The organism is Myxococcus sp. CA039A, assembly GCF_013336645.1.
In the GTDB taxonomy this organism is placed as follows: Bacteria; Myxococcota; Myxococcia; order Myxococcales; family Myxococcaceae; genus Myxococcus; species Myxococcus llanfairpwllgwyngyllgogerychwyrndrobwllllantysiliogogogochensis.
In genome coordinates, this window is sequence record NZ_JABUMQ010000161.1 from 1 (window position 1) to 24,645 (window position 24,645).

The 24,645-nt window shown below is 67.7% G+C and carries 24 protein-coding genes; 11 read left to right on the forward strand and 13 right to left on the reverse strand.

Annotated elements, in window-relative coordinates:
* The 3 genes from HR086_RS25480 to HR086_RS49775 form a co-directional block, all read left to right on the forward strand.
* Positions 1 to 905 (forward strand): hypothetical protein (locus tag HR086_RS25480; protein WP_174466913.1); only part of this gene is annotated, 905 nt, incomplete at its 5' end.
* Between the two features lie 116 nt (positions 906 to 1,021).
* Positions 1,022 to 1,702 (forward strand): hypothetical protein, encoded by a 681-nt coding sequence (locus HR086_RS25485; protein ID WP_254626471.1) that lies wholly within the window; start codon positions 1,022 to 1,024, stop codon positions 1,700 to 1,702.
* Between the two features lie 359 nt (positions 1,703 to 2,061).
* Positions 2,062 to 2,481 carry a DUF6438 domain-containing protein gene (locus HR086_RS49775; protein WP_373564360.1) on the forward strand — a complete coding sequence of 140 codons (420 nt, stop codon included), beginning with the start codon at positions 2,062 to 2,064 and terminating at the stop codon, positions 2,479 to 2,481.
* Between the two features lie 127 nt (positions 2,482 to 2,608).
* Here HR086_RS49775 and gstA read toward each other — a convergent pair whose 3' ends face one another.
* The gene (gene gstA, locus HR086_RS25495; protein ID WP_174453806.1) at positions 2,609 to 3,217 is read right to left on the reverse strand and encodes a glutathione transferase GstA; all 609 of its coding nucleotides are present in this window, start codon (positions 3,215 to 3,217) and stop codon (positions 2,609 to 2,611) included.
* A gap of 200 nt (positions 3,218 to 3,417) precedes the next feature.
* On the opposite strand from gstA, the gene HR086_RS25500 reads away from it, so the two are divergent.
* Positions 3,418 to 3,735 (forward strand): helix-turn-helix domain-containing protein, encoded by a 318-nt coding sequence (locus HR086_RS25500; protein WP_254626472.1) that lies wholly within the window; start codon positions 3,418 to 3,420, stop codon positions 3,733 to 3,735.
* A 134-nt stretch (positions 3,736 to 3,869) separates the two neighbouring features.
* Here HR086_RS25500 and HR086_RS25505 read toward each other — a convergent pair whose 3' ends face one another.
* The 3 genes from HR086_RS25505 to HR086_RS25515 all read right to left on the reverse strand — a co-directional run bounded on the left by HR086_RS25505 (position 3,870) and on the right by HR086_RS25515 (position 7,009).
* A complete protein-coding gene (locus tag HR086_RS25505) occupies positions 3,870 to 5,312 on the reverse strand; it encodes a S28 family serine protease (protein ID WP_174466914.1) in 1,443 nt (480 codons plus the stop codon).
* A 107-nt stretch (positions 5,313 to 5,419) separates the two neighbouring features.
* Positions 5,420 to 5,695, reverse strand: coding sequence for a TraR/DksA C4-type zinc finger protein (locus tag HR086_RS25510; RefSeq protein WP_174453804.1), 276 nt, complete (start codon positions 5,693 to 5,695; stop codon positions 5,420 to 5,422).
* A gap of 213 nt (positions 5,696 to 5,908) precedes the next feature.
* Positions 5,909 to 7,009 carry an HAD family phosphatase gene (locus HR086_RS25515; protein ID WP_174466915.1) on the reverse strand — a complete coding sequence of 367 codons (1,101 nt, stop codon included), beginning with the start codon at positions 7,007 to 7,009 and terminating at the stop codon, positions 5,909 to 5,911.
* 361 nt (positions 7,010 to 7,370) lie between these two features.
* Between HR086_RS25515 and HR086_RS25520 the strand changes: the two genes are divergently transcribed.
* From HR086_RS25520 to HR086_RS25540, 5 genes are all read left to right on the forward strand, one after another.
* Complete coding sequence (locus HR086_RS25520) at positions 7,371 to 8,939, forward strand: hypothetical protein (protein ID WP_174466916.1); 1,569 nt, start codon at positions 7,371 to 7,373, stop codon at positions 8,937 to 8,939.
* Positions 8,936 to 9,451 (forward strand): hypothetical protein, encoded by a 516-nt coding sequence (locus HR086_RS25525; RefSeq protein ID WP_174453801.1) that lies wholly within the window; start codon positions 8,936 to 8,938, stop codon positions 9,449 to 9,451. Before HR086_RS25520 ends, HR086_RS25525 begins: the two co-directional genes overlap by 4 nt.
* A gap of 151 nt (positions 9,452 to 9,602) precedes the next feature.
* Positions 9,603 to 11,102 (forward strand): HAD-IG family 5'-nucleotidase, encoded by a 1,500-nt coding sequence (locus HR086_RS25530; protein ID WP_174453800.1) that lies wholly within the window; start codon positions 9,603 to 9,605, stop codon positions 11,100 to 11,102.
* A 149-nt stretch (positions 11,103 to 11,251) separates the two neighbouring features.
* Entirely contained in the window at positions 11,252 to 11,713 is a 462-nt protein-coding gene (locus HR086_RS25535) for a hypothetical protein (RefSeq protein ID WP_371823453.1), read from the forward strand.
* A gap of 199 nt (positions 11,714 to 11,912) precedes the next feature.
* Positions 11,913 to 12,215 (forward strand): hypothetical protein, encoded by a 303-nt coding sequence (locus HR086_RS25540; protein ID WP_141646167.1) that lies wholly within the window; start codon positions 11,913 to 11,915, stop codon positions 12,213 to 12,215.
* Positions 12,216 to 12,302: 87 nt separating this feature from the next.
* On the opposite strand, the gene HR086_RS25545 is transcribed toward HR086_RS25540, so the two are convergent.
* The 4 genes from HR086_RS25545 to HR086_RS25560 all read right to left on the reverse strand — a co-directional run bounded on the left by HR086_RS25545 (position 12,303) and on the right by HR086_RS25560 (position 17,082).
* Positions 12,303 to 12,983, reverse strand: a complete 681-nt coding sequence (locus HR086_RS25545) for a DUF1361 domain-containing protein (RefSeq protein ID WP_246137539.1) — start codon at positions 12,981 to 12,983, stop codon at positions 12,303 to 12,305.
* Positions 12,984 to 13,215: 232 nt separating this feature from the next.
* Positions 13,216 to 13,740 carry a hypothetical protein gene (locus tag HR086_RS25550; RefSeq protein ID WP_254624948.1) on the reverse strand — a complete coding sequence of 175 codons (525 nt, stop codon included), beginning with the start codon at positions 13,738 to 13,740 and terminating at the stop codon, positions 13,216 to 13,218.
* A gap of 945 nt (positions 13,741 to 14,685) precedes the next feature.
* Positions 14,686 to 15,819: a DNA gyrase subunit B gene (locus HR086_RS25555; protein ID WP_174466917.1), complete on the reverse strand. Its 1,134-nt coding sequence runs from the start codon at positions 15,817 to 15,819 to the stop codon at positions 14,686 to 14,688.
* A gap of 75 nt (positions 15,820 to 15,894) precedes the next feature.
* The gene (locus tag HR086_RS25560; protein ID WP_254626473.1) at positions 15,895 to 17,082 is read right to left on the reverse strand and encodes a trypsin-like serine protease; all 1,188 of its coding nucleotides are present in this window, start codon (positions 17,080 to 17,082) and stop codon (positions 15,895 to 15,897) included.
* A gap of 11 nt (positions 17,083 to 17,093) precedes the next feature.
* Here HR086_RS25560 and HR086_RS25565 point away from each other — a divergent pair, with 11 nt between their 5' ends.
* Entirely contained in the window at positions 17,094 to 17,699 is a 606-nt protein-coding gene (locus tag HR086_RS25565; protein ID WP_254626474.1) for a GNAT family N-acetyltransferase, read from the forward strand.
* 10 nt (positions 17,700 to 17,709) lie between these two features.
* Here the strand turns inward: HR086_RS25565 and HR086_RS25570 are convergent, their stop codons facing one another.
* The 4 genes from HR086_RS25570 to HR086_RS25585 form a co-directional block, all read right to left on the reverse strand.
* Positions 17,710 to 18,270 (reverse strand): hypothetical protein, encoded by a 561-nt coding sequence (locus HR086_RS25570; RefSeq protein ID WP_174466918.1) that lies wholly within the window; start codon positions 18,268 to 18,270, stop codon positions 17,710 to 17,712.
* A 12-nt stretch (positions 18,271 to 18,282) separates the two neighbouring features.
* Positions 18,283 to 18,663 carry a hypothetical protein gene (locus HR086_RS25575; protein WP_174466919.1) on the reverse strand — a complete coding sequence of 127 codons (381 nt, stop codon included), beginning with the start codon at positions 18,661 to 18,663 and terminating at the stop codon, positions 18,283 to 18,285.
* A gap of 3 nt (positions 18,664 to 18,666) precedes the next feature.
* Entirely contained in the window at positions 18,667 to 19,560 is an 894-nt protein-coding gene (locus HR086_RS25580; RefSeq protein WP_174466920.1) for a hypothetical protein, read from the reverse strand.
* A gap of 157 nt (positions 19,561 to 19,717) precedes the next feature.
* A complete protein-coding gene (locus HR086_RS25585) occupies positions 19,718 to 20,527 on the reverse strand; it encodes a CheR family methyltransferase (protein ID WP_174453793.1) in 810 nt (269 codons plus the stop codon).
* Positions 20,528 to 20,711: 184 nt separating this feature from the next.
* On the opposite strand from HR086_RS25585, the gene HR086_RS25590 reads away from it, so the two are divergent.
* Positions 20,712 to 22,799: a M3 family metallopeptidase gene (locus HR086_RS25590; RefSeq protein WP_217441949.1), complete on the forward strand. Its 2,088-nt coding sequence runs from the start codon at positions 20,712 to 20,714 to the stop codon at positions 22,797 to 22,799.
* Positions 22,800 to 22,830: 31 nt separating this feature from the next.
* Here HR086_RS25590 and HR086_RS48715 read toward each other — a convergent pair.
* Positions 22,831 to 24,645: R3H domain-containing nucleic acid-binding protein (locus HR086_RS48715; protein WP_254626475.1), on the reverse strand; the 1,815-nt coding region annotated here is incomplete at its 5' end.

Genomic DNA, 24,645 nt, shown 5'->3' on the forward strand with positions numbered 1-24,645 from the left:
GTGGGAAGGGATTCGCGTACGGGGACGACTTCGAGGGGCTGTGCATCATCTGCCAGAAGGACGCGGACAGCCATGCGGTGCTTGAGCGTCCAGAAGGAAGCCTCGACGTCGCCAACAAGATTCTCAAGGACCTCAAGGTCCGCGAGACCGAGTGGGCCAAGGTCCACCAGGAAATCACAACGAAGGTCGCCGAACTTGAGCGCCTCGGGCGTCAATCACCCCCACCCAAACAGACGACCCTGGATGAGCGGATGACGTATATCAAGGCCCTTGAGCGGACACGTGAGGGGCTTGAGAAGCATCGTCGCAGCAGGTCTGGCGGGTACATGTTCGGAGTCATGGTGTGCCTCACCGGCAGGAGATTCGCCGCGGTATCGGGCAACGAGGTGCCTCCCGGCTTCGCGGCCATCGCCGAGGCTCACGGTTGCACGGTCATCGAGCGGGCCTCCACCCTGGAGGACTTCATGGCCATCAACCCAAGGTGTGCCGCGGGAGACACCGAAGCCATCGACAAGGTGGCCAAACAGTGGGACGACACCAGGAACTACGTCATCAGAGGTGAGAGTGGATACAACAATGTCCCTGGAACCTGTGCAGGCGCCAAACTCATCGGAGCGAGCGGTCATGTCGCGCATTCGATGACCGAGATTTACTTCTCCTTCTCCAGTGAGAAGAAGCAGGTGAAATTCAATGTGCCCTATCGCGGCCCCATCGGCTTCGCGCCGTCCGAGGGGCCCTGGACGCCTCCGAGCGCCGCCGACATCATGGAAGACAAGGGCGGCGAGTATGTCGAAGAGCGCCGTGACATGAAGCGCAAAAAGGAGGTCACTGTCCTTTCCTGCCAGTCGTGTCAGGACACGCTGTTCATGGCCCGGTGCGACTTCAAGAAGCAGAGTTGCGCATGACCTGGTCAACGATTCTCAGGTCCCCTCCTGCCTTGTCGATGACGGGCCTACTCGCGTTCATGGAGCGATGGAAGCCCGGGAGCACTCATGGCTTCGAACCAGCAACGACCGACCAGATGACCGCGCTTGCCCAGCCACATGGAGGACTCGACGCGCTGCCTGGCCTGTATCGCGAGTTCCTCGCAACCATGGGTGCATCGACCGGCGAAATGCGGTTGATGTGGGGGACAACCTCAATCTCGGCCCTGCTAGAGGACCTTGAAGATTATCAACGCGAGCGGCCCGATTCTCGCCGCTACCTCAAATTCGCCATGGGTGAGGACGACTACAACGGCCGTCACCCGGACGACTTCTTTGATCTCTCCCGCCCAACACCGGACGGGCGTGACACGGCCATCCTCCGCATTCACGAAGAGGATTTAGTGAGCAGCAAGGTCGCGGCCGAGCAGCCCTTCCCGACTTTCTCCGACTTGCTACGAGCGGTCATCGTGGCCAGGGTCAGCTTGGAGGCCGCTCCTCGGAAACAAACGCAGACCTATAACCTTGGGCCGAATCCCGAGGCTCCGGCCAGGACCTACGAGTTCTTCGCACGTTTGGGATTCGCTCCAACGGAACTCGGGGCCTCGTCGTCAATCATTCCTCTTGAACACGCGGAGCGCGGCGCGGTCGCCCTTATCAGGGCGCCTTCGACATTGATCCCAAGAGCGGGCGTAGAAGTGCGCGCACGTGATAAGGCCCAGCAAACGCTCCTTGATGAAATCATCCAGGACCATCAGCAGGAGTTGAGCGGTGGTTGACGAGGGTCGCCATTCGCATGACCCGCGAGATTTCACCAGATTCCCGTCGACGTCAGAGCGGAGGCTCCCTCCGGAGGCGGCTTCACATCCATCCACGAGTAGAGTCTGGACAGGGCCTGAGCGCGTGAGCTCACCCATGATACTGCCCTGCAGTGGAAGAGGCGCTGTTTCGAGAAACACAAACTGCCGTATCTCAAGAGGCCACATCCATGACGTCGGCTAGATGGGACGGGAGCAGCTTCCTCTGGGTGGTCCTGAGCGTGTGGATGGCCTGTGTCGGGTGCCGGTCGAGTCACCTGCACACGCCTCCGTCATCCGTCACGGAGAGGGCGACGGAACACAAGGGCTTGATCGTCGGAATGCGGCGTACGGGATGTGATGGGTTGTGTCCCGTTTATGATGTTCATGTCTATGACGATGGATGCGTTGTGTATGAGGGCATGGATCACGTGGAGGTCGTAGGGAGGAGGGATTCCCAGTTGACCGGGGAGCAGGTTGGACGTCTGAGGAGGATTCTCGCCGAGCATGTCCGTGCCGCGGAGGTCTATGGAGATGAGTATGGGAGCTTCTTTACTTGTCCTCATGGTATCATCGGGCTTGCGGAGGTCGTATTGACAGCTCCAGAGGGAGGGGTGGTGAATCCTGTTTGTTATCCTGATTTCATCTCGGCGGGAGAGACGCCACTGCTTGGTGGGGTGGATTATCTGATCGACGAGTTGCTCGGGACTTCTCGCTGGATTGGATGTGCAACCGGTGTGAAGGGATATCGTGGGTGTTGAGGGCTGGATGAGACGGCCACGCGCCTCCTCGACGAGGCGGTCCTGGAGCCCACGACCGCCCACCCTCTCCGCTGCCCCGCACATCAGTCCCATTGAGCGGCACCGGACCCGGGAGGGCCAGGGGACGTCAGACCGGGAGCCCCTCGGCCGCGAGCGCCTTGCGCACCGCCGGACGCGCGGAGACGCGCTCCATGAACGCCATGAGATTTGGGAAGCCGGACAGGTCCACCTTCACGTACTTCCCCCAGCGGGTGACGGTGTAGAGGTAGGCATCCGCGATGCCGAAGGTGTCACCGAAGAGGTAGGCACGCGTGGCCAGGCGCTCCTCGATGAGCTTGTAGCGTTTGAACAGGTACGCCGTGCGCTCCTCGCGCGTCACGTCCGGCGTCGTCGGCTGGAAGAGCGGAGCGTACGTCTTGTGCAACTCGGAGTTGATGTAGCCGAGCATCTCCTGCACGCGGTAGCGCTCGCGGCTGCCCTCTGCGGGCACCAACCCCGCCTCGGGCCGCAGGTCCGCCAGGTACAGCACGAGCGCGGGGCCCTCCGTGAGGACCTCGCCCGGCTCCAGCTCCAACGCGGGCACATAGCCCTTCGGGTTGATCTTCCAGAAGTCGCCGCCGGACTGGAGGACCTTCGTCTGGGTGTCGACCTTCTCGAGCTGGAGCTCGAGCCCCGCCTCGTGCGCGACGATGTGGGGGGACAGCGAGCAGGCGCCCGGGGCGAAATAGAGCTTCATTGGCTTCCTCGGAGTGAGTGGGAACGACGGCGCATCACTAACGGGCCTGGTTACCTTTGGATAGCAACGCGATTAAGGTAAGCGCACTTTCCACTCACCTCCTGGTAACTCCACTCACCTCGCGGTAACCGCCCATGTCCCTGAAGCTGAGGAAGAGCAAAGCCCCACCCCCGCCCCCGGGCTGTCCCATTCACGCTTGCATGTCGTTGCTGGGCGGAGCGTGGACCACCAGCGTCGTCTGGCAGCTCTCCGGTGGCCCCCGACGCTTCGGGGAGCTGCTCCACGACATCCCCGGCATCTCACCCAAGGTGCTCACCACGCGGCTGCGCGAGCTGACTGCGAAGGGCGCGGTGACACGAGAGGTCCTCCCCACCTCACCGCCCTCCGTGGAGTACGCCCTGTCCTCGCTCGGCCTGGAGCTGGTGCCGGTGATTGACTCCATCGTCCGGGTGGGAACCCGGCTGCGCGAGATGACTCTCGCTTCGCATCGCCACGACAAACCTTCCTCTCGGCGATGAGACGCGGCTGGAAGGAGGCCTCGTGGCCGACGATTCCACCGACCAGGGCCACGGAGGCCGTGAAGAGCAACGAACAGGGCCCCACCACTGGGGCCCTGTGGGGGACGTTCAGGACACGTCCCGCGAGCCCCCGACTACAGCGGCGGCCGTCCATCCACCAGCGGAGCCACCTCCTCCAGCCTCGTCGACGTCAGGGCGGAGACTTCCTCCGGAAGCGGCTTCGCATCCATCCACGCGTAGAGCCTGGACAGGGCCTGGGCGCGCTCGGGCGCGGACAGGTAGCCAATGAACGCGTCTTCATGGTTGGTGTTCGGCGCGGTGAATCGGAACGAGTCATTGCGCTCGCGCACCTCGAACGCCCCGGCGGACCAAGGGTCGGTCTCCCCATAGATGAACAACATCCGCTCACCCTGCTGACGAACCCAGCGCTCCACGTCGCGCATGAGTCCCTGGGAGAAGGGCACCTGCACGGGGAATGACAGGTACGTGGCGGGCACGTCCTGGCGCGGATAACTCAACAGGCCGCGCAGGTGCTTCGTGGGGAAGCGGTTCCAGCCCAGCTCCGTCGCGCTCTGGTAGTAGTAGGGCGCGTAGTAGAGCACGCCCGAGTCCGCATAGCTGACGTCCATGTGGGTGACGTTGCCGACGAAGTCGATCAGCTCGTTCGCCGGAGCCCCGGGCAGCGGGACGGTGTCGCAGCGAGACTCACGCTCGTACATCCAGAAGTAGAACGACGACTCGACGATGGCGAACTCCAGCGCGCGGTCCATGCCCAGCAGCGTGAACTCCATTCCATACGACTCCAGCACCCGCAGCAACTCCTCACGGCGGCGCAACGCGTCCTGCTGGAAGTCCCGCAGGCGCGCCCGGCAGGCCTCACTGCCCACCTGGTCGAGGAAGCGCACGAAGCGCTTGTCCTTCAGCCCATGGAGGCTCGGGGCCACGTACGCCACGGTGGCGTCCACGTCGTCCGGGTAGAAGTAGCGGTGGTACACGGCGGACATGCCGCCCTTGCTCGCGCCCGTCGTCAGCCAGCGCCTGGGGTACATCGGCTTGAAGGCCTGGATGATGCGGTGGTAGTCGCCCGCGGTCTGCTCGATGTCGAGCTTCGTCCAGTCAGCCGACTCGGGCCGCGAGGGACTGAAGAAGCGCTGCTCCACCGACAACTGGTTCGCATCCAGCAACATCGTCGGCTCGGACTGACCGGGAGTCGTGCGGATGGCGTAGCCCGTGCCATACACCACCGTGGGCGCATCGAACGAGCGGTGCAGCAACGTGGCGCGCAGCCAGAACCACTCGCCGTCCTGCGCCCGGTGGTCCACGGGCTGGGCGAACCAGAGGGTGAAGAAGCGCGTGTTCGGAAAGGGCGAGACCTTCTCGCTCGCCACCACCACGTCGGGCATCGCTCGCAGCCGCTCGAGGATGTCGTCCGACTCCGCCCCTCGCTCCAGCACCCCTACCTCTCGCGCGGGAGGCTCGACGACTCCAGGTTCGACTGGCTCCGCTCCACCACAGGCCTGTGACACCACGGCGGCGAACAGCAGCCAGGCCGCCCTGAAACCACCCGTCATCTTCATGGGAACATTCCTCGCGATGCGACTCACTCCACGTCTCGCGCGTGGAGCGCCGGCCCTGGTGCCGCATCAACCCGTCACCGCGCGAAACTGCGCACGGCCTCCTGCATTCAGCGCCCCAACGTCGCGCACGTCATGCAGTAGCGCGCCTCGGGAATCGCGCGCAGGCGATGTCTCCCCATGGCCCCCCCACACCGCTCGCAGCGGCCGAACTGGCCCCCGGCGATTCGCTGGAGCGCCGCGTCGATGTCGAGCAACTCCTGTCGCTCCGCTTCGGAGAGCAGCGTGCCAGGTTCCGGAACACTCGGCGGGGGTCGGGCCCGTGACCTCAGGCGTTCGCCACGTTGCACCAGGGCGTCCCGCGCCTCACGAGCCAGACTGTCCATGCTTCACTCCCGCCACCCCACGCCGGGCGCATCCGTCGCGTCCACCGCGACCGTCCTTCCCAGCGGAAGAGTGGAGGTCGGGCACTTCAGAAAGCATGCCACGTCACTCCAGAGCCTCCCGCCGTCCCTCACCCGCAAGGCTTGCGCGCCCCTCAAGGACGTCCGCAGCCCTTGCGGAAGTCCGGCCCGCCCGCCTGCCCGGCAGCCCCGCCGCTACTGCTCGAAGGGATAGATGACCTTCCAGTCCTTCTTCATGTCCACCAGGTACCAGCCGCGCCGAGGCGCCTCGTCCAGTCCCCGCGAGAGTTTCCCGATGTGAGCGTTCCGGTCATACGCCCACTCCCGCTCCGCGTCGGTGTGGTGGACGAAGAGCCCGAAGCGCGGCCCCGTGCCCGACGTTGTCCACTCGAGCATCTCGAAGTCCCCATCCGAGTTGCCGAAGGCCGCGAGCGGACGCCGACCGACGACCTGCTGGATGCCCACCGGCTTGCCGGCCTTGTCGTTCATCAAGTCGAGCTCCGGCAACAACAGCAGCGCCGGCGCGCCATCCCGGACCTCGTAGCGAAGCTTCGCCCGACTGCCGATGACCTGCTCGGGGGGAATCCCATACACGCGCTCGGCCCAGGCGCGCATGAAGCCCACGTCGCCGCCCGACACGATGAAGGTCTTGAAGCCATGGGCCCGCAGCAGCGCGAGCAACTCCAGCATCGGCTGATAGACGAGGTCCGTGTAGGGCCGGTTGAACCTCGGGTGTTTCGCCGTGGTAATCCAATCCTTCACGGTGGCGTCGAACGCCTCCGTGGTGACACCCGAGTGCGTCGCCGCCAGCAGCTCCATCAGCCCGCGCTCACCGCTCGCGGCCACCGCCTTGAGGTCGCCTTCGAGCACGCCCTGGAAGGGCTGTTGGTGCCTCCACTCGGGATGCTGGGGCGCGAGCGCCTTCACGCGGTCGATGACGAAGGCCAGCTCCACGGCGAGGGGCTGCTCGGTCCACAGCGTGCCGTCATTGTCGAAGGTCGCGATGCGCGCCTCGGCGGGAACGAAGTCGGGCCCGCCCTCACGGGTGACACGCTCCACGAAGTCGAGCAGCGCCGCCTTCGTGGGCCCCTCGTTCCACGAAGGCAACGGGTCCCCTTGTCCGGAGAGCCCCGAGCCGCCCCGCGCAAGGGTCGAAGGCTCCGGGGCGACGTGCTGCGTGGACTTGCAGCCCACCGAGACAAAGAGGGCACACAACGTCACCGCCAGCCAGGAGCGGGCCAAAGGCTCCCATCGATACCCGCGGCCCGGCGTTCCCCGCAGCGAAGCTCCGTCCATGGCATTCCCCCCAAGAGGCCATGTGCGTCACGAGCGGCCTCACGCCGCAACCTGCGCATCCCCCCATGGGTTTCCATCGTTCCGTCGAGGACCGGAAACACGCGGTGCTTCACGGAGGGGACATGGGTCCCCGCCACCCTAGACTGAGAATGAACGGTCGACACCGTGGGGAAATGTTTCCCTGACAGCTGTCCTCCATCCGCGCATCACCTGCACACAGGGATGAGCCCTGCCTGGCTGGCTCGTCTTCCCAGCGGGGGCACCCACGCCTCGTCATCCTCCCGGACAAGCGTCGGGTCCGGTTCCACACTGGGCATGTGGATTGAACGGGCCGCGCTCCATGCGAATGAAAAAACAGTGGTTGCTGTTATCACTTCTGGTTCCATCACTCGCGACCGCGCATGACCTCGACTGTGAGGTCAGCGTCAACGAGCAGTCTGACCTCGTCATCCGCGAGTACCCCGCCACGCTCACCTTCAGACAGGTGGTGAGGAACATCCATCCCACGCTCCCGTCCACCCTCCAACAGGCGACGGACCCATTGCTGGAGCCCCTGGGTTGGTCCTTCACGCCTCCGCCCCCGGTGACGATTCCCGTCAATGACTCCCTGACGTACGAGTTCACCGTCACCGTGGAGAGCCTGGAGGACTGCGCGCGCATCGGACAAGTGCCTCCGTCGGAATCGGTGGAGTTCACGGACACACTCCAGATTGGCTGGGACCAGGGCATGGCGACGTGCTCCGCGCGAGTCCAGTGCGTGCCTGCCGACACCTTCGTCTGTGATGACACCATCTACGTGTCCTCCAGCGCGGGGACGAACACGGAGTTGATGACCCTGGACCCGGTCACCCTCGCGACGACCCCGGTCTCCAGCACCACCGAGTTCGGCTACGACGCCATGGGGCTCAGCCATGTCGACGGCTATCTGTATGCCATCAGCAATCGCAACCTGTCCGGCGACCCCATTCCCCACGTGGTCCGCGTCGACCGGGCGGGAAACATCGAGGACCTGGGAGGCCTGCCGGAGCTGGCTGGTCAGGAATGGATTGTCGGCACCATCATGGAGGATGGCAGCTATGTCATTGGTTCATTCCTGGGGAGCCACTGGCTGCGCCTGAATACCAGCACCCTCGAAATCCTGGGCCAGGGGACCCTCCCCACCACGACGCCCACCGCCTGGGCCACCAACCCGCTGGACAACAAAATCTACGGCTACCAGAGCTTCCTGGCCCGGATGAGCGTGTTCGACCCCTATACCGGCGTCCTCACCGTTTTTGGTCCCGTCCTGGGCAACGTGGGGATTCAGCCCTGCTCCTGTGCCTTCCAGCAGGATGGGACGTACCTGCTCTACTGCTACACGTCGGACCCGACGCTCGACGCCTTGTTCGAGGTGGACCTGGTCAACGGCGGCGCGACGCTCCTGGGCAGCACCACGTCGCTGGCCGCCGGAGACATGGCGTCCTGCGCGTTCCCTCCCACGGAGGGCGCGACGCCCGCCGTCCGCCCCGCGGGCTATTACATGACTCACGAGGCCGCGCTGGAGCGCTGTCTGGCCCCGGGTCCCGTGAAGCTGGGACTCCTTCCGGCCATCGTGACGAAAGAGGACGCGCTGCGGCTGCTCTGGTCGTCACCCGCCTTCACCCTGGGCGGTGAGCAGCGCTCCGAGGAGCAGGCCACCCGGCACGCCCTGGCCAGACAGACGCTCACCGGGGTCTGCAACCAACGGCTGTTCGGTGGCACGCCAGAGCTTCAGCGCCTGCTGCTCGACGCCTCCACCACGCTCGGCCGCACCCAGACCCTGTCACGTCTCGAACGACACCTCGGCGCAGCCAATGGCCGGGGACTCGATGTCGCGCTGCCCTTCTCCCTTCGGAGCCGCGCGACGCCATCCCATGCGCTGGAGCAGCTCCAGCCCAGGAGCTCTCCATGAAGAAGACCGTTTCCAGAATCCTCCCGTTCGTCATGTTGCTGTGGGGTGTTGGCCTTTCCGCGTGTGGAGACAGCGCCCCGGAACCTCGGCGCTATGAGCTGCGCCTCCAGGGAACCTCGAATCGCTTCTCCACCACCTACCTGACCGCGAACGCCGTGCAGGTGACCCTGGGAGGAGTGCCGCTGCGCACGGAGCTGCTGACGTCCTCACAGCGGATGGACGTGGCCAAAGCCACCCATGCGCACCTGGTGGCGTACTTCTGGCTCATGCCCGAGCAGGCCCGTGGCGCGCTGGAGGCCACCGTGACGCTGGATGACTTCGGCGCCTTCGAGGGCTCCGATGGCTCCGCGGGCTTCGTCGATGCCCGGAGTGCCCCGCTCCGCCTGAAGCTGGAAGGCGCCGCGCTGGAGCGCAATGGCCGGGCCGTCATCCACCTGGACCTGGACAGGTCGCTCGGCGCCGAGCGACAGGGGAGTCGTCCCCTGCTCCCCCATCTGCGGCTGGTGTACTGAAGCCCTCACCCCGTCGGGGCATGGGCCCGGCCCCCGAAAGAGGGCCTGGCCATGGACGGGACGGGAGAGGCGCGGAGCTTGTGCGCGGCAGGCGACGAGGCCGAAGACAGGCATCGACTTTTGGCGCGGGACGGGGCAAGCCAGGACTCCTATGCGCCCGCAACCTTCCGGTCCCCCGCCCGAGCGGGGCCTGTTCTGCAACCGCACCCTCAACCTGCGCGCCATCAAGGCCGTGGGCTACGACATGGACTACACGCTCATCCACTACCGCGTGGAAGCGTGGGAACGCCGCGCGTACGAGCACATCCGAGACAGGCTCGTGGCGCAGGGCTGGCCCGTGGGTGACCTCCAGTTCGACCCGGCGCTCGCCATCCGGGGCCTCATCATCGACACGGAGAAGGGCAACCTGCTCAAGGCCAATCGCTTTGGCTTCGTGAAGAAGGCCCTGCACGGCACGCGCTCCATGGACTTCATCTCCCAGCGCGACGAGTACTCCCACACCGTCATCGACCTGCACGAGCGCCGGTGGGTGTTCCTCAACACGCTCTTCTCGCTGTCGGAGGCGTGTCTCTATTCGCAGCTGGTGGACCGGTTGGACGCGGGGCAGCTGCCGGGGCCCATGGGCTACGCGGACCTCTACGAGCACGTGCGGAAGAATCTGGACGCCACGCACATGCAGGGTCAGCTCAAGGCGGAAATCATCGCCGACCCGGAGCGCTACGTGCTGGATGACCCGGAGACGCCGCTGGCGCTCCTGGACCAGAAGAACGCGGGCAAGAAGCTCCTGCTCATCACCAACAGCGAGTGGGCCTACACCGAGCCCATGATGCACTTCGCCTTCGACAAGCACCTGCCCGCGGGCATGACGTGGCGGCAGCTGTTCGACGTGGTGATTGTGTCCGCGCGCAAGCCGGAGTTCTTCACCACCCGCTCCGCGCTCTTCGAAGTCGTGGAGACCCAGGGCGAGGCGCTCCTGCGTCCGCACTCCGGTCCCTTCAAGCCCGGCACGCCGTACTTCGGCGGCAGCGCGCTGGAGCTGGAGCGCCACCTGGGGGTGAGCGGCGACGAGATTCTCTACGTGGGCGACCACATGTTCGGCGACGTGCACGTGTCCAAGAGCGCGCTGCGCTGGCGCACGGCGCTCATCCTCCGCGAGCTGGAGGACGAGGTGCGCGCCATCGCTGGCTTCCGCGCCACCGAGGTCCGGCTCGCCGAGCGCATGGTGCTCAAGGAGAAGCTGGAGTGGGAGAGCTGCCAGCTGCGGCTGGAACTCCAGCGGCGCCGCGCGGACTACGGGCCCCGGACGGAGGCCCCGCAGGAGACGGAGCTGGTGAGCCGGCTGGGTGAGCTGCGCGAGTCCCTGGAGGCCCTGGACGCGGAGCTGGGCCCCATGGCCCGCGCCGCCACCGAGCTGTCCAATCCCATCTGGGGCCTGCTCACCCGCGCGGGCAACGACAAGAGCCACCTGGCCCGCCAGGTGGAGCGCTACGCGGACATCTACACGTCACGCGTGTCCAACTTCCTGTTCGCCACGCCCTTCGTGTACCTGCGCAGCCCGCGCGGCAGCCTGCCGCACGACCCGAGCCTCCCCGGCGGCACCCCCGTCTTCCCCGCCACCGACAGCGGCGGCGGCATGGCGGACGCCGAGTAGCCAGGCGCGCCCGGGCCTGCCTGCCTGCCCAGGCAGACAACCCAGGTGCGCGGAATCACTGGATTTTCGTTCAGTGCCCCTGAACGAGGGGCGGGCAGGCATTTCCCCTCTGAAAGGCCGTGTCAGACCCCCCAGCTAAGAGTTGGGGGGTGAGCCACTCGAACCAGAACAGCTCTTCAACGCGCGTGCTCGAGCAGCGGAACCTGCTCGGAGGGATGGACCTCAAGCCCGTGCTCGGCCGTGGAGGGCGCAGGCGCGCCCGTAGCTTCCATGTCGCCACGGAGAAACGGGTGGGCTTCGCCGCGGCGCTGGCGCTGGTGGTGGCGCATGGCCGCGAGAAGGCCAAGGAGATTGGCGTCACGTCGCTCAAGCAGTGCCCGCGCTGCGACCACGTGGGCCCCACGGAGCAGGACTTCGGCTACCGCATCATGCGCGGTGAGCGCCGTCCCCAGTCCTGGTGCCGGGGCTGCCGGGGGCTGCACCTGGAGACCGAGGCCAGCGAGTCCACGCAGACGACCAGCGTCTCGCACAGCGAGGAGGGCTGGCTGTTTCCGCCCGAGACGACGACCAGCACCCGCCCGCCCCGGCGTGGCAAGCGCTCGTCGACGTGAAGCAGGCGGTTTGAAGTCTTCCGCCGAGGGCAGCGGGTTCCAGGCTCCGGGTCGACCCCGTGGCCGGGCCCTCTCCCTCGGGGGGACGACGGAGCGGCTGGGCGGCTTCCAAGCACGGAGCACAGCCCCTGCTTCCGTCCCTGGAGGGGGTTGGAAACGCCGTGGCTCCGTCCTTACCTCACCAGGGAAGGAGGGCATCATGGCGGTTCGGACCAAAATGGCGGGAATGAAGAACAAGCGACGGGTGGCCTCGGCGGACGAAGCACAGCCCAACGTCCAGGCCAGCCACGGGCGGAAGACACTCCCCCGGGATGAGGCGGCCGCGCTGCGCCGCACGAAGAACCTGTCGCGAGTGACGCTCGGCCCCGCGGCGGAGTCACATGAGCCCAAGAGCCAGCAGCGGCGGCGCACGTCGCTGAACGGGCGCAAGAAGGCGCCCAGCGAGATGGCCATCAAGCATCGGGGCGGGCCGCGCAATCGCGCGCGCCTGCACGGCGGCTGACACCCCAACCAGGGCCCCTTTCCACGGCCACACCGCCCCGTCCGGAAGCACCGGGCGCGGGCGGTGTCGTCGTTTCAGGGGCGGACTTCAGCTCACGGCGCGCTGGCGGCGCAGGCGGGTGACGAAGGCCTCGAAGGCGACGTAGGACAAGGGCAGCAGCAGGGAGAAGGTGACAGTGAGGCCCGTCAGGTACGGGAAGGCCAGGGGCTCGCGCAGGTGGGCGCCGATGGACGCGAAGAGGCTTCCGGGGTCCGTGAGCACGTGCCAGCTGTTCCACCGCTCCACCCGGCCCAGGTAGATGCCATAGCCGCACAGGAGCGAGGTGACGCCGACGAAGGCCCAGGCGCCAAACCGGCCCCAGCGCTCCTCCAGCCACTGCTTCCATATCTCCAGGGACAAGAGGCCCAGCATCCACCCGGTGGCGGCGAACAGGGCGAGCAGGGCCGCGTCGAACCACAGCGGGACGACGGGCCGCTGGTGCAGGTGGATGAAGTCGGTGAGGAGGTAGGGCGCGTTGGGGAACAGCGCGAGCCAGCCGGCGGCGAGCGGCGCCAGCACCCAGCCGCGTCCGTGGCCCCGCACCATGAGCACCCGAGCGAACAGCGCGAGGGTGTAGGGGGCCCAGGCGAGGAACAGGTTCCACGCGAGGAAGGCGAAGCTGGCGCGCTCGCTCCAGTCGAGGCGGATGGCCAGCAGGCACGCCGCGAGGACGGTGCACAGCACCGCGGGCAGCAGGCCATGGCGACGCGACACGGACAGCAAGGACATGGAAGTGGACATGGCGTGCGGTGACGGGGCCGCACCCCGTGGCCCGGGGACCACGGTGGGACGGCGCCAGGAGTGGATGTTGCCAGGGAGCTCCGACAGCGGAGCCCGTTGCCGTCGACCTTGAGCAATGCGTGGGCCAACGCCCTGTTCAGATGACCCCGTTCACGGAGGTTCGGTTCCCTTCTCGGCGGACGGCCGCGCGCGGGCCCGGTCTTCGAGGGCTCGGTGGCCCTCAAGGGCCGGGCGGCCAGAGCGCGCTCACTCGAGGGTCCTCGGGAAGATAGACGACCCAGATGCGTTCCCCGGGGCGACGCTGGACATCCAGGGCGTGCGGGGACGGCATGTCACCGTGCAGCAGCTCACCATGCACGGTGAAGACATACGCGAGCCGCGCCACGCTGCCCGCCTTCACGGACGGGACGAAGTCTCGCTCCACGCGGGTGAGCTCCGCCGCCGCGGGCAGTCCCCAGCGCAGCGCGCGCAATCGCTGACGCTGCTCACGCCGGAGCGCCCGGGGCCAGGCCGTGCGCCGCAGCACCATCCCGAGCCCACCGAGGATGGCGGCCGGCACGCCCAGGGGCCGCAGGTAGGCCACCGCCACCGGCACCATCAACACGCCCACCGTGAGCAGGAAGGTGCCCAGCGCGTGCCGCGAGCTGCTCGCCGGACGCCACACGGCCTGACGCTGCGCCCGCGTGAGCGCACGCGGCGGCAAGGGCGGCGGCACTCCTCGGGCCGCGCGCAGGACTTCCGTCAAGGAGCCTCCACACTCCGCGCAGCGCTCCTCGGGGCCCACCAGGACGACATGCGCGCACGTCGGACAGACCAGACGCGCATCCACGGACTCCCGCGTCGGCTGGCCGTGTCGTTGCATAGCGCTGAATGGGAGCACCACCCCGTGCTCTCACGCAACCAGGCCAGGGGATGAACCCTCTGCGGAATTCGCAGCCTGGGATGCGGAATCCGCATCGCCACACGCAACCAGCACCCGAGGTCGTCCATGAAAACCACCCTCCTGCTGTCCTTGCTTCTCCTGTCGGCCTGCAGCGGACTCAAGACGGGCTCCACGGCCCCCGCGTCAAAGAGCGACCCCTTCGCCTTCGCCTCCTCCAATTCCAAGCCCACCTGCACCGCGGAATCGGACATGGTCTTCTGCGCCCACCACATCAAGTCCTGCGGACACGTGACCGGCGCCGACTCCTGCGGCAAGACACGCACCACGTTCTGCGGCACATGCCCTCCTCCCATTTCGTCGTGCGCCCGCACCTGCATCCCGCCCAAGACCTGCGGCGGAGCCGGTGTGCCCGGCGCCTGTGGGTAGCTTGAGCCACACCCTGCTCCGGAGGTCGCGACCCGCGCCATGAGCACGGGGCGCGCCTTCGGGGCGTCGTGCGCCACCGCCGAGGCGAGGCTTCGAATCGCGGGAAGAACAACCGTCAGGAAAACCGGCGCCTCAGCGTCACTGTGAACTGAGCGCGCCCGTCCGAAAAGGTCCTACACGCTCATCAATGACGGTTCGAGTCCGTCCACCTCCACTTGTTTATGGGGGTGACGCCGCGGGTGCGGCACCTGATTCGTAATCAGACTCAAACGGCTTGTTCACTCGGGCGCGCTCAAGCCTCCCCTTTCGTGTCATTTCATCCCACGGACGACCCACCGCTTCGATGCGGGCTCGGGCGTCGCCGTGGACCGGGCCTCTGATTCAGCTCCGAGGCACTCCCGACAGCGCCAGCACCCGTGACTCCAGGTCCGGATGACTCGCGAGCGACTGTTCGACCCAGGTCGAGACGAGCTGAGCGACGTCGGCCTTCGCCTCCGGATTCGCCAGCTGCTCCTGCGTGGGCCCGTACCACACGGTGTCAGGCACGACGAGCTCCAGCACGGCCGTGAGATGTCCCAACAGCGCGGCATCCGTGAAGGACAGCGCCTCCTGCTCCGGGCCACGGGCCTTCATCCTGGCACGCAGCGCCTTGCGCAAGCCCAGCAGGAGCCCGTCATGGTGCGTGCCATCGCGTGTGCACTCGCGCACGTTCGCCCACGACCTCACCCCGGAGCCAGGGGCTTCGCCCCACTGAAGCGCGAGCCGTACCCGCGTCGTGCCCGCCTGCCCCTCGAAGCTCCAGGGCGCATGGATGGGACGCGAGGACTCGGAGAACTCGGCGCACAAGTCCGGGAGTCCCCGCTCGCGCCGGTAGCACTCGTCGAGCCCGGACACCGCGTCGCGGAAGCGCCAGGTGAGGCCCGCGTGAAAGGCTGAGAACGACGAAAGCCGATCCCTCAACCACTCCACTGCGAATCGGTGGGGCTGGTCGAAGATGGCGGCATCCGGCATGAACGTGATGTGGAGGCCCGAGTCCGAGGCGGACGGTTTCGCGCCGGGTGCGATGGCGTGCGGCTCGCCCTGGGGAAGCCCCTCCCTGAAACGCTGACGCCAGCGCTGTCCCCCGACCCAGGCGACGACCTCGAGCGACGAGGCGAGCGCGTTGACGAGTCCCAGGTCCACATGGGGCACCGGAAAGATGACGCCTCGGGGCATTCCGGGCGGCCTCACCGCATTCATGTCGAAGTTCACGAACGTGAGCCACCGCCCGACATCCGCGATGGGCGACGTGCCGGAAGCCAGGGGCCATGGCCAGCCATCGAAGGAAATCTCGCAGGAGCCATCCACCCCCAGGGACAGCGAAATCTCCCGCACCCGCCCTTCCCTGCCCGCGATGACTCCCAGCAAGAGGAGGGATTCAGCAAGCCGGGACAGGCCGTATGTCGCCGTGTCGCCGATGTACATTCCCGGCCGCCGGCGGATGGCCTGACGCAATTCCTCTCCGCTGTGGCTCATGTCTGGACAATACCAGACACGGCTCCAGGACTCAGGTGCCCATCGCCCGCGGAGCGCGATTTCCGAGGGCCGAAATCAACGCCGCCGCTTGACTCCCGCCAGCGCCAACACCCCGAAAATCACGAGCCCTGGAGCACTGGAACAGCCTCCCCCGGAGGCCTCGTCCGGTGCCTCGGGCTCGGGGTCGGGAGGCAGGGGTGTGCAGGGTGTGAAACAACGACAGGCGTCGTCTCCCTCCGACTCCAACCGGGCGCAGAGCCCTCCCGCTCCGCACATGGCGTCCTCGGTGCAGGTCGCACCGAAAGAGCCTTCTCGCAGGGCGGGCAGGAGGCAGCGACCCGGCGCTCCCTCCGCCGCGACACAGGTGAGTCCGGAGGGGCACTCGGCGTCTCGCTCGCAGGCTTCACGGCACAGCGCCTCGGACTGAAGCGTGGGCTCCGTCGCCGGTGGAGCGCTCGCGAGAAACGGGCGGATGAAGTCCTCCAGCAACGCATCCACTCGCACGTTGACGGCTTCGGCACGACAGGCCACGTCACCGCTCACGGTCAGCCCGATGAGGACTCCGTCGCCCGCGAGCACGGGACCTCCGCTGTCACCCACGCAGCTCATGCCCGGTGCGGGACCTGCTCGAAAGGCCGCGGGCTCCACGCTCGTCACCTGGAGCGTGCCCTGGCGCCGACGGCCCGACGGCGCATTCGCGTCCTTCGTGTCGCCATACCCCACGGCTCGCACGTGCGTGCCCACGGACATGGACACACCGACAGCGGGAAGAGGCACGGGCGCGACATCGACAGGAGCAGCCAGTCGCAGCAGCGCCGCGTCATAGGCGTGGGTGCTCGGCACATAGCTCGGATGGAGGGTCGCGCGAGAGACACGGATGAAGCGGCCCGAGACCTCCGGCGTCGGCGACAACACCGTCCCGAAGAACACCTCGTGCGCCCCCTCCGCACCGAACAGGTCCAGACAGTGCGCCGCTGTCAGCACCACGTCCGGCGCGATGAGCACTCCAGAGCAGAGCAGCAACGGTGACTCTCCGCCGCACCGTGTCCGGCGAGCGAGCAGTGCCACGGTGGCGACGTCGTCGGGCGCGTCCGTGCCCTGGACGATGCGACGCGACACCTGGCCTGGAGGAACATCTCGCACCTCGGGCGCTTCCGAAACGGGCGCACACGCGACCAATCCCACCAGCACCAGCAACACCATGCGAGCAGGAGGACGGCCGCGACACGAGGAGAGGTGCGTCATGCTGAAACCAGGAGTCATGGCACGCCTCGATGTCGTCGTTCGACAGCGTTGGCTCGGTGGATGTGGCAATCGAGCATCAAGCGGTGCACGGTGCCCTCTCCGGCGAAGCCCAGCCCCGAGGACCCCCGATGCCCTTGTCGATTCGACCCGAGACTCCCGCCGACAGCGCCACCATCGAGCGCCTCACCACCGCCGCGTTCCTGGACGCCCCGCACACGAGCCACACCGAGCAATTCATCGTCAACGCGCTCCGACGGGCCGGAATGCTGTCCGTGTCCCTGGTCGCGGAGGACGACGGTGTCATCGTCGGTCATGTCGCCCTTTCACCCGTTCGCCTCTCGTCCGGAGAGGAGGGCTGGTACGGCCTGGGGCCCATCTCCGTGCTGCCCGAGCGCCACGGCCAGGGCATCGGCGCCCGGCTCATGACGTCCGCGCTGGCTGAACTGCGCGCCCTCGGCGCCTCGGGTTGCGTGCTGCTCGGCGACCCGGCCTTCTACCAGCGCTTCGGCTTCCTGCCTCGACCGGGCCTGGTGCTGCCCGACGTGCCCGCCGAATACTTCCAGGCGGTCTCCTTCACCGGCCATTGGCCCGTCGCGCAGGTGACCTACCACGACGCGTTCAACGCGACGGAGTGAGCGACGGCCCTCACGGAGCTGGGCGTCCTTCCCGAGCGGCCTCCGCCGCCGCCGCTTCGGTCAGCGTGCGGAGTTCCTCGCGCAGTCCCACCAGTCGACCATGGTGACGCTTGAGCAGGGTCTCGAGCTGGTGAACGCGCCCCGAGTCTCCCCGAGCCTCCGCCAGCTCCCGCTCGTGCTCCAGCCGCTCCACATCACGCCCCAGCAGCGCGGTGATGTGCGTCGTCTTCTCCAGCTTCCACTGCGCTGTCTGGGGCAGCTCCGGCTGAAGCTCGTCATTCGTCTGCGGCGGAGGATTCGCCACCTCCGGCTCCGGCGCCACATCCCCGGGCCGCAGCGCCACCACGGTGGCGTCACGTGGAGCCGCCTGGGGCTCCGGAGGGGACTCGGGACGGGGCACCGCCGCCGCCACGGTGGGAGGCGGCGCGGGCGATGACGGAGGCGGCGCGGAGGCAGCCTCCTCCATCACCTCGGGAGCCTCGGAAGGGGACGAGCGCCACAGCAGGCCCAGCGACACGGCCACGCCCAGCGCCACTGCCGCCATCAGCATCAGTCGGTATCGAGTCTTCATCGCTCGCCCTCTTCAGAAACGCACGCGCCAGCCGCTGGCCTGACGCTCCACGCGCAACAACCACGGCTCCTTGCCCACCTCGCCGTCACGCGCGATTCGCGCCCGCACCAGCACCGCGTCCGAATCCCGTCCGTCCAGCTTGGACTCGACGATACCGACAAGCGACAGGCCGTGCTCGTGCATCTCGCGCACGGCCTCCTCGCATGGACGCATGCTTCCCCCCGTGGCGAGCAGCGGCCCCAGCACCGCGCAGTCCTCCGAGGGAAGCGCCTCGAAGAAGCGCCGCACCGTCTCCTCCGCGGCCTCCGTCTTCGAGGCCGTGGACGAACACGCGAGCAGGGCCCACACGGCCCCGCTCACCCACACGCCCCTGCTGCCACGACGGATGCGCATGTCTCAGTAGCAGTTGGAGGCGAACAGCTCGTCGTCCGTGGCGGACACGAACTGGTCATCACACCAAGCGCTCGCCAGGACGTGGCCGTTGCGCACGCAGCCGTCGTGGTTCGTCGCATCCAGCGTGTACTGGGTGTCACCCCCACAGCCACCGCCGCAGCGGCCGAAGCAGTTGCCCATCACCTTCGGGCGGGACCAGTGGTCCGGCTCGCCGCACAGCCAGGAGCTGCCGCTCAGGTAGAACTCATCCCCGCCGCACGACGTGTGGTCACCGAGCTGGGCAATCTGCTGGTTGCCCGCGTAGCTGAAGCCACCCTTGTTGCAGTCGTGCTTCGCATACGAGTACCAGTTGTAGACGCCGCCGCAACTGCCGGTGTTCTTGCCATTGCAGCGCGCATAGCTGCACAGCATGGTGTAGCCGCGGCCCTGCTCGCCCATCACCGTGCGCTGAAGCTCCACGGTGGACGGATGCTGCGCCCACAGGCCCACCGCGCGCCGCAGATACATCGCCTCCGGAGCCGCCGCGTCACCCGTGGGCAGCTGGGCGCTCAGCGCGTCGTAGAACGCCGACAACAGCTCGCGGTCCGCGTCCGTCAACTGCGTGTCCGCCGCGCCCTCGTCCGCGAAGCCATCCATCGTCGACACACCACTGGCCGGGTCCAGCAGACCCGCGAGCGTCATTCCTCTCAGCCGCACCTCCAGCCGGTAGACACCGGGCTCCACCTCTCGCGCGGAGAAGGCAACCTCGCCTCCGTCCCGAGCGAAGGTGCCACGCGTGTCGCCCGTCTCCGCGGACAGCGTCAGCCCCTCCTGCCGAGACTGAACCGTCTCACCGCCGCCAGAACCACCACAGGCCCACAGCATCAACGTCGCGACCGCACAGAGCGCCTTGCGCATACCGTTGCATTCCCTCCGGCCAGGGGACTTGGCCCCGAAAGACAAGCGGTGGTACCGGGCGCTCCTCGCTCACTCAAGGCCGGGTGCGTCACGGCTCATCCATCCCCGCGTGAAACACCTGGATGTCTCACGGGTGCAGAGGGACCCGGCCCAGACTTCAGCGTGAGACAGGCACACGGAAGACTGGCAGCGCACCCGCGACGCGCTCCAGGTCCACACCCCCTTCCGGAAGGGACTCCCGGGTGCCGATGACGAGCAATCCTCCTGGCGCGAGCCGAGCCACGAGCCCCGCGAGCACCTCGCGCTGGAGCGACGGCGCGAAGTACGTGAAGGCGACGTTGCGACACAACACGAGCTGGAACGGCCCCTCCTGCATGCGGGCTCGCAAGTCTTCATGGAGGAAAATGAGACCGTCACGGTACTCGGGGGTGAGACATGGCTCGGTGTCGGAGCCAGGAAAGGCTTCGGTCCGCCAGTCGGCCGGAAGCTCGCGCAAGGTGCCGCGCGGATAGCAGCCCTTTCGGGCCCGGGCGAGCAGGGCTCCATCGGCCTCCGTGGCGACCAGCTCCAACCGCGCCCGCGGAAAGCGCGGCAGGAGGCCCCGCCGGAAGAGAATGCTCACGGTGTAGGGCTCCTCGCCGGAGGCACAGCCCGCGCTCCAGACTCGCAACACGGGGGACGACTGGAGGAGCGCGGGGAGCAGTTCGTCCCGCAGCGCATCGAAGACGCGCGCGTCGCGGTAGAAGCGGGAGATGGTGACGCGACAGAGCGCGTCCAGCACGGCCCACTCCTCCGGGTCCGAATCCAGCCGTTCGCGATACGCGGCGAGGTGCGGGAGCCCCAGCGCATGGAGCCTTCGGCCCAGGCGCTTGCAGACCTGCCCGCGCACCCGGTGGAACCCCTCCAGCCGCAATCGCAGCCGGGGCGCGGCCCACCGCAGCAGCTCCGTGCAGTCGTCGTCCTTCACCGCGCGCTCCCGCTCATGTGTCCACTCTCCAACCCCGTCAACGTCACCACCACCGTATGCCTCCTGCCCGCGCTGGCGAGCCCACCCGGAGAATGTCAGGCACGCCGGGGGACGGGCGAGCGAAGCAGGCCGGGATGTGGCATGACGCTCCGGCGTTTGCGTTGGAACCTGGAGGAATCTGCCCTTGAAGAGACTCACTGCGCTCACCCTGTCGGCGGCCCTGGCGGCGGTCGGCTGTACGCATGGCACCGCGGCCACCGAGCCGACCACCCCTCCCGAGCAGGCCGCCGCGCCCGCCGCGCCCGTTCAGGAGGCCGCGCCCGCCCCTCAGCCGCTTCCTCCGCCTCGCACGGCCGACGTGCTCTCCGGCACCGCGGAGGCGTTCAGCGCCGCGTGCACCGCCGACATCGAGCGGGCCCAGGGCCAGATCACGGCGCTGAAGAAGCTGGACGCGCGCAAGGACGGCAAGGCGGTCCTCGCGGCGTATGACGAGGCGACGGGTTCGCTCGTCTCCGCGGCCAACCGCTCCAGCCTCGCCCGCGAGGTCCACCCGCTGCCGGCCTTCCGCGACTCCGCCCGCGAGTGCGAGCAGCGCGTGGACACCACCAACGTGGATATCTCGCAGGACCGCGGCGTCTATGACGCCCTGTCCGCCGTGGACCTGTCGCAGGCGGACGGGCCGACGAAGTACTGGATGGAGCGCACGCTGCTGGACTTCCGTCGCGCCGGCGTGGACCGCGACGACGCCACGCGCGCCAGGGTGAAGTCGCTGAACGAGGAGTTGCTCAAGCTGGGCCAGCAGTTCGGCAAGAACATCGCCGAGGGCGTGCGCCAGGTGTCCCTCACGCCGAAGGAGCTCAACGGGCTGCCCGAGGACTACGTGAAGACGCACCCGGTGGGGAAGGACGGCAAGGTGGTCATCACCACCAACTACCCGGACTACTTCCCCTTCATGACGTACGCGAAGGACGGCAAGGCGCGCGAGAAGCTGTGGCGCACCTACCGTCAGCGCGCGTTCCCCGGCAACCAGGAGGTCCTGTCGCAGCTCATCGCCAAGCGCTACGAGCTGGCCACGCTGCTGGGCTATCCGAGCTGGGCCGCGTACACCACCGAGACGAAGATGACGCGCACGCAGCAGGCGGCGTCGGACTTCATCGACCGGCTGGCGGCGGCCACCCAGGCGCGCGCGAAGCAGGAGTTCGCGGACCTCCTCGCCCGCAAGAAGAAGGACGTCCCGGGCGCGAAGACGCTCGAGCCGTGGGACCAGGACTACTACGAGGACCGGCTGCGCGCGGAGCGCTTCGGGTTCGACTCGCAAGAGGTGCGGCCCTATCTGGAGTATGGCCGGGTGAAGGCGGGGGTGATGGACATCACCTCGCGCATCTGGGGGATTACGTACCGCCGCGCCGACGACGCGAAGGTGTGGCACCCGGAGGTGGAGGCCTATGACGTGCTCGAGGGGAGCACGCTCCTGGGCCGCATCTACCTGGACATGCATCCGCGCGACGACAAGTACAAGCACGCGGCGCAGTTCGACCTGGCGTCGGGTCAGGCCGGCAAGCGGCTGCCGGAGGGCACCCTGGTGTGCAACTTCGCGCGGCCGGGCGAGCTGATGACGCACGACGAGGTGGAGACGTTCTTCCACGAGTTCGGCCACCTGCTGCACGCGGTGTTCTCCGGCAAGCAACAGTGGAGTGGCATCACCGGCATCCGCACGGAGTGGGACTTCGTGGAGACGCCGTCGATGCTGCTCCAGCAGTGGGCGGGCAATCCCCAGGTGCTGAAGGAGTTCGCGAAGCACCACCAGACGGGGGCGGCGATTCCCGCGGAGATGGTGGAGAAGCTGAACGCGTCGAAGGAGTTCGGCAAGGGCCTGTGGGCGCGGCGGCAGTTGTTCCTGTCGGCGGTGAGCCTGGATTACTACTCGCGCAAGCCGGGCTTCGACACGACGACGGCGCTGGTGGAGCAGCAGACGAAGCTCAGCCCGTTCAAGCACGAGCACCGTCCGGGCACGCACTTCGAGCTCGCCTTCGGGCATCTGGATGGGTACTCGGCGGCGTACTACACGTACCTGTGGTCCTCGGTCATCGCGAAGGATCTGGAGACGGAGTTCCAGAAGAACGGGTACCTGGACCGTGAGACGGCGATGAAGTACCGCCGCACCGTGCTGGAGCCCGGTGGCTCCAAGCCCGCCGCGGAGCTGGTGAAGGACTTCCTCGGCCGCGACTACGGCTTCGAGGCGTACCGCGCCTACGTGGACGCGGCGAAGTAGCCACACGAGATGTTCTTGGGGAGCCCGTGTGTCACGGGCTCCCCTCGTGGTCTTCCTTCGCGAGCGCGGCTTCGACTTCCGCTCCCAGCGGGTAGATGACCAGGTGCCGCGAGGGCTCGCTGCCGTGGCTCACCGCTTCCAGCGGATAGCGGCTCACCAGGCGATGCTGGAGCTTGCGCACCCGGGACTGGCGCGGCGACAAGGCCACCGAGATGCCTTCGCCCAAGGCCCGCTTCACCGCGTGCTCGGCCTCCGCGATGGCGTCTCGGACTTCTTCCTCGTCCACGCCCTCCAGCACGTTGAAGAAGCCCTTCAGCGCCCGACGCAGCTCCGTCGAGCTGGCGCGCTTCACCGCCTCCACCCGCGCGCCCGTCTTCGCCACCACCCGTCGCATCCTCGGGTCGTTCGCGCGTGAGCGCAGGGTCACCACCAGGTCCGCGGACTCCAGTCGGCTTACCAACCGGACCTCCACCGGCAGCTCGCGCAGCACCCGGAGCAGCAGGTCTCGATTCACGCCGTGCGGATAGAGGCGCGTGAGCCCCTTGGGCTCCTCGGCGGGCCATGCGCCAGGGGAGTCATCGGCACGGCGCGGAGCGAAGCGCGTGGGCCGTGACGCGGAAGGCATCGAGGCGCCCATCGTGCTCCGAGAGTCCGGCGAGCCGATGCCCAGCGCAGTGACGCCAGCTCGCGTGTGACGCTCGGCATCCGCTTCCGTGAGCGGCATGGGGGGCGCGACGGATTGCTCCGTCCCGGCATGAGCGCCCGTCACTTCCTCATCATCCAGCGAGGCTTCGTCGTCCTCACCCACCAGGTGCTCGCTTCGGCGTGTATCATCCGCGTGCGAACTCTCCTCCGTGCCAGCGGACTGAGTGACGCCCGTCTCCAAGATGCGTCCTGTCCTTGGCTCGCGGCGCGCGCCTCCCTCGCCAGCGGGCTGCGTGACGTCCGTCTCCGAGGGCTGACCGCGCAGCGCGCCTCCCTCGCCAGCGGGCTGCGTGACTCCCATCTCCGAGGGCAACCCCATCCTCGACGCGCGCAGCGCGCCTCCCTCACCAGCAGGCCTCGTGACGCCCATCGGTACAGCACGCGCCGCGGCCCGCTCCACTCCCGAGCCCGTCCCCGCCGGACGTCTCACCATCGGGCCTCGCCCCAACTCCACCGGAGGCAACGCCTTCGCCGGCTCCACCTCCACGCGCCCCGTCACCGCGTCCTGCCTTCGCCGCTCGCCACCCACGTCCTTGCCTGCCAGCAACCGGTCCACCGCATCCGCGGTGTCCGCGTGCACGCGCACCTCGTCGCGGCTCACCATCTCCACCACGATGTCGAACGTGGGCGGCGCCTTGCGCTCACTCACCGTCTTCTGCGTGCGCCGACGCCGTGCCTCATCGTCGCTCAGCGTCACCGTGTGCACCCCGCCCACGAGGTCCGACAGCGTGGGGTTCAGCACCAGGTTCTCCAGCGTGTTGCCATGCGCCGTCGCCACCAACTGCACGCCCCGCTCCGCGATGGTCCTCGCCGCCGACGCCTCCGCCGAGGTCCCAATCTCATCCACGATGATGGCCTCGGGCATGTGGTTCTCCACCGCCTCGATCATCACGTCGTGCTGCCGGTCCGGCCGCGACACCTGCATCCGCCGCGCTCCACCAATGCCCGGATGCGGCACGTCCCCGTCCCCGCCAATCTCGTTCGACGTGTCCACCACCATCACCCGCTTGCCCAGGTCATCGGCGAGCACGCGCGCCACCTCGCGCAGCTTCGTCGTCTTCCCCACCCCGGGCCGCCCCAGGAGCAACAGGTTGCGCCCCGAGCCGATGAGGTCCTTCAACATGTCGATGGTGCCGTAGAC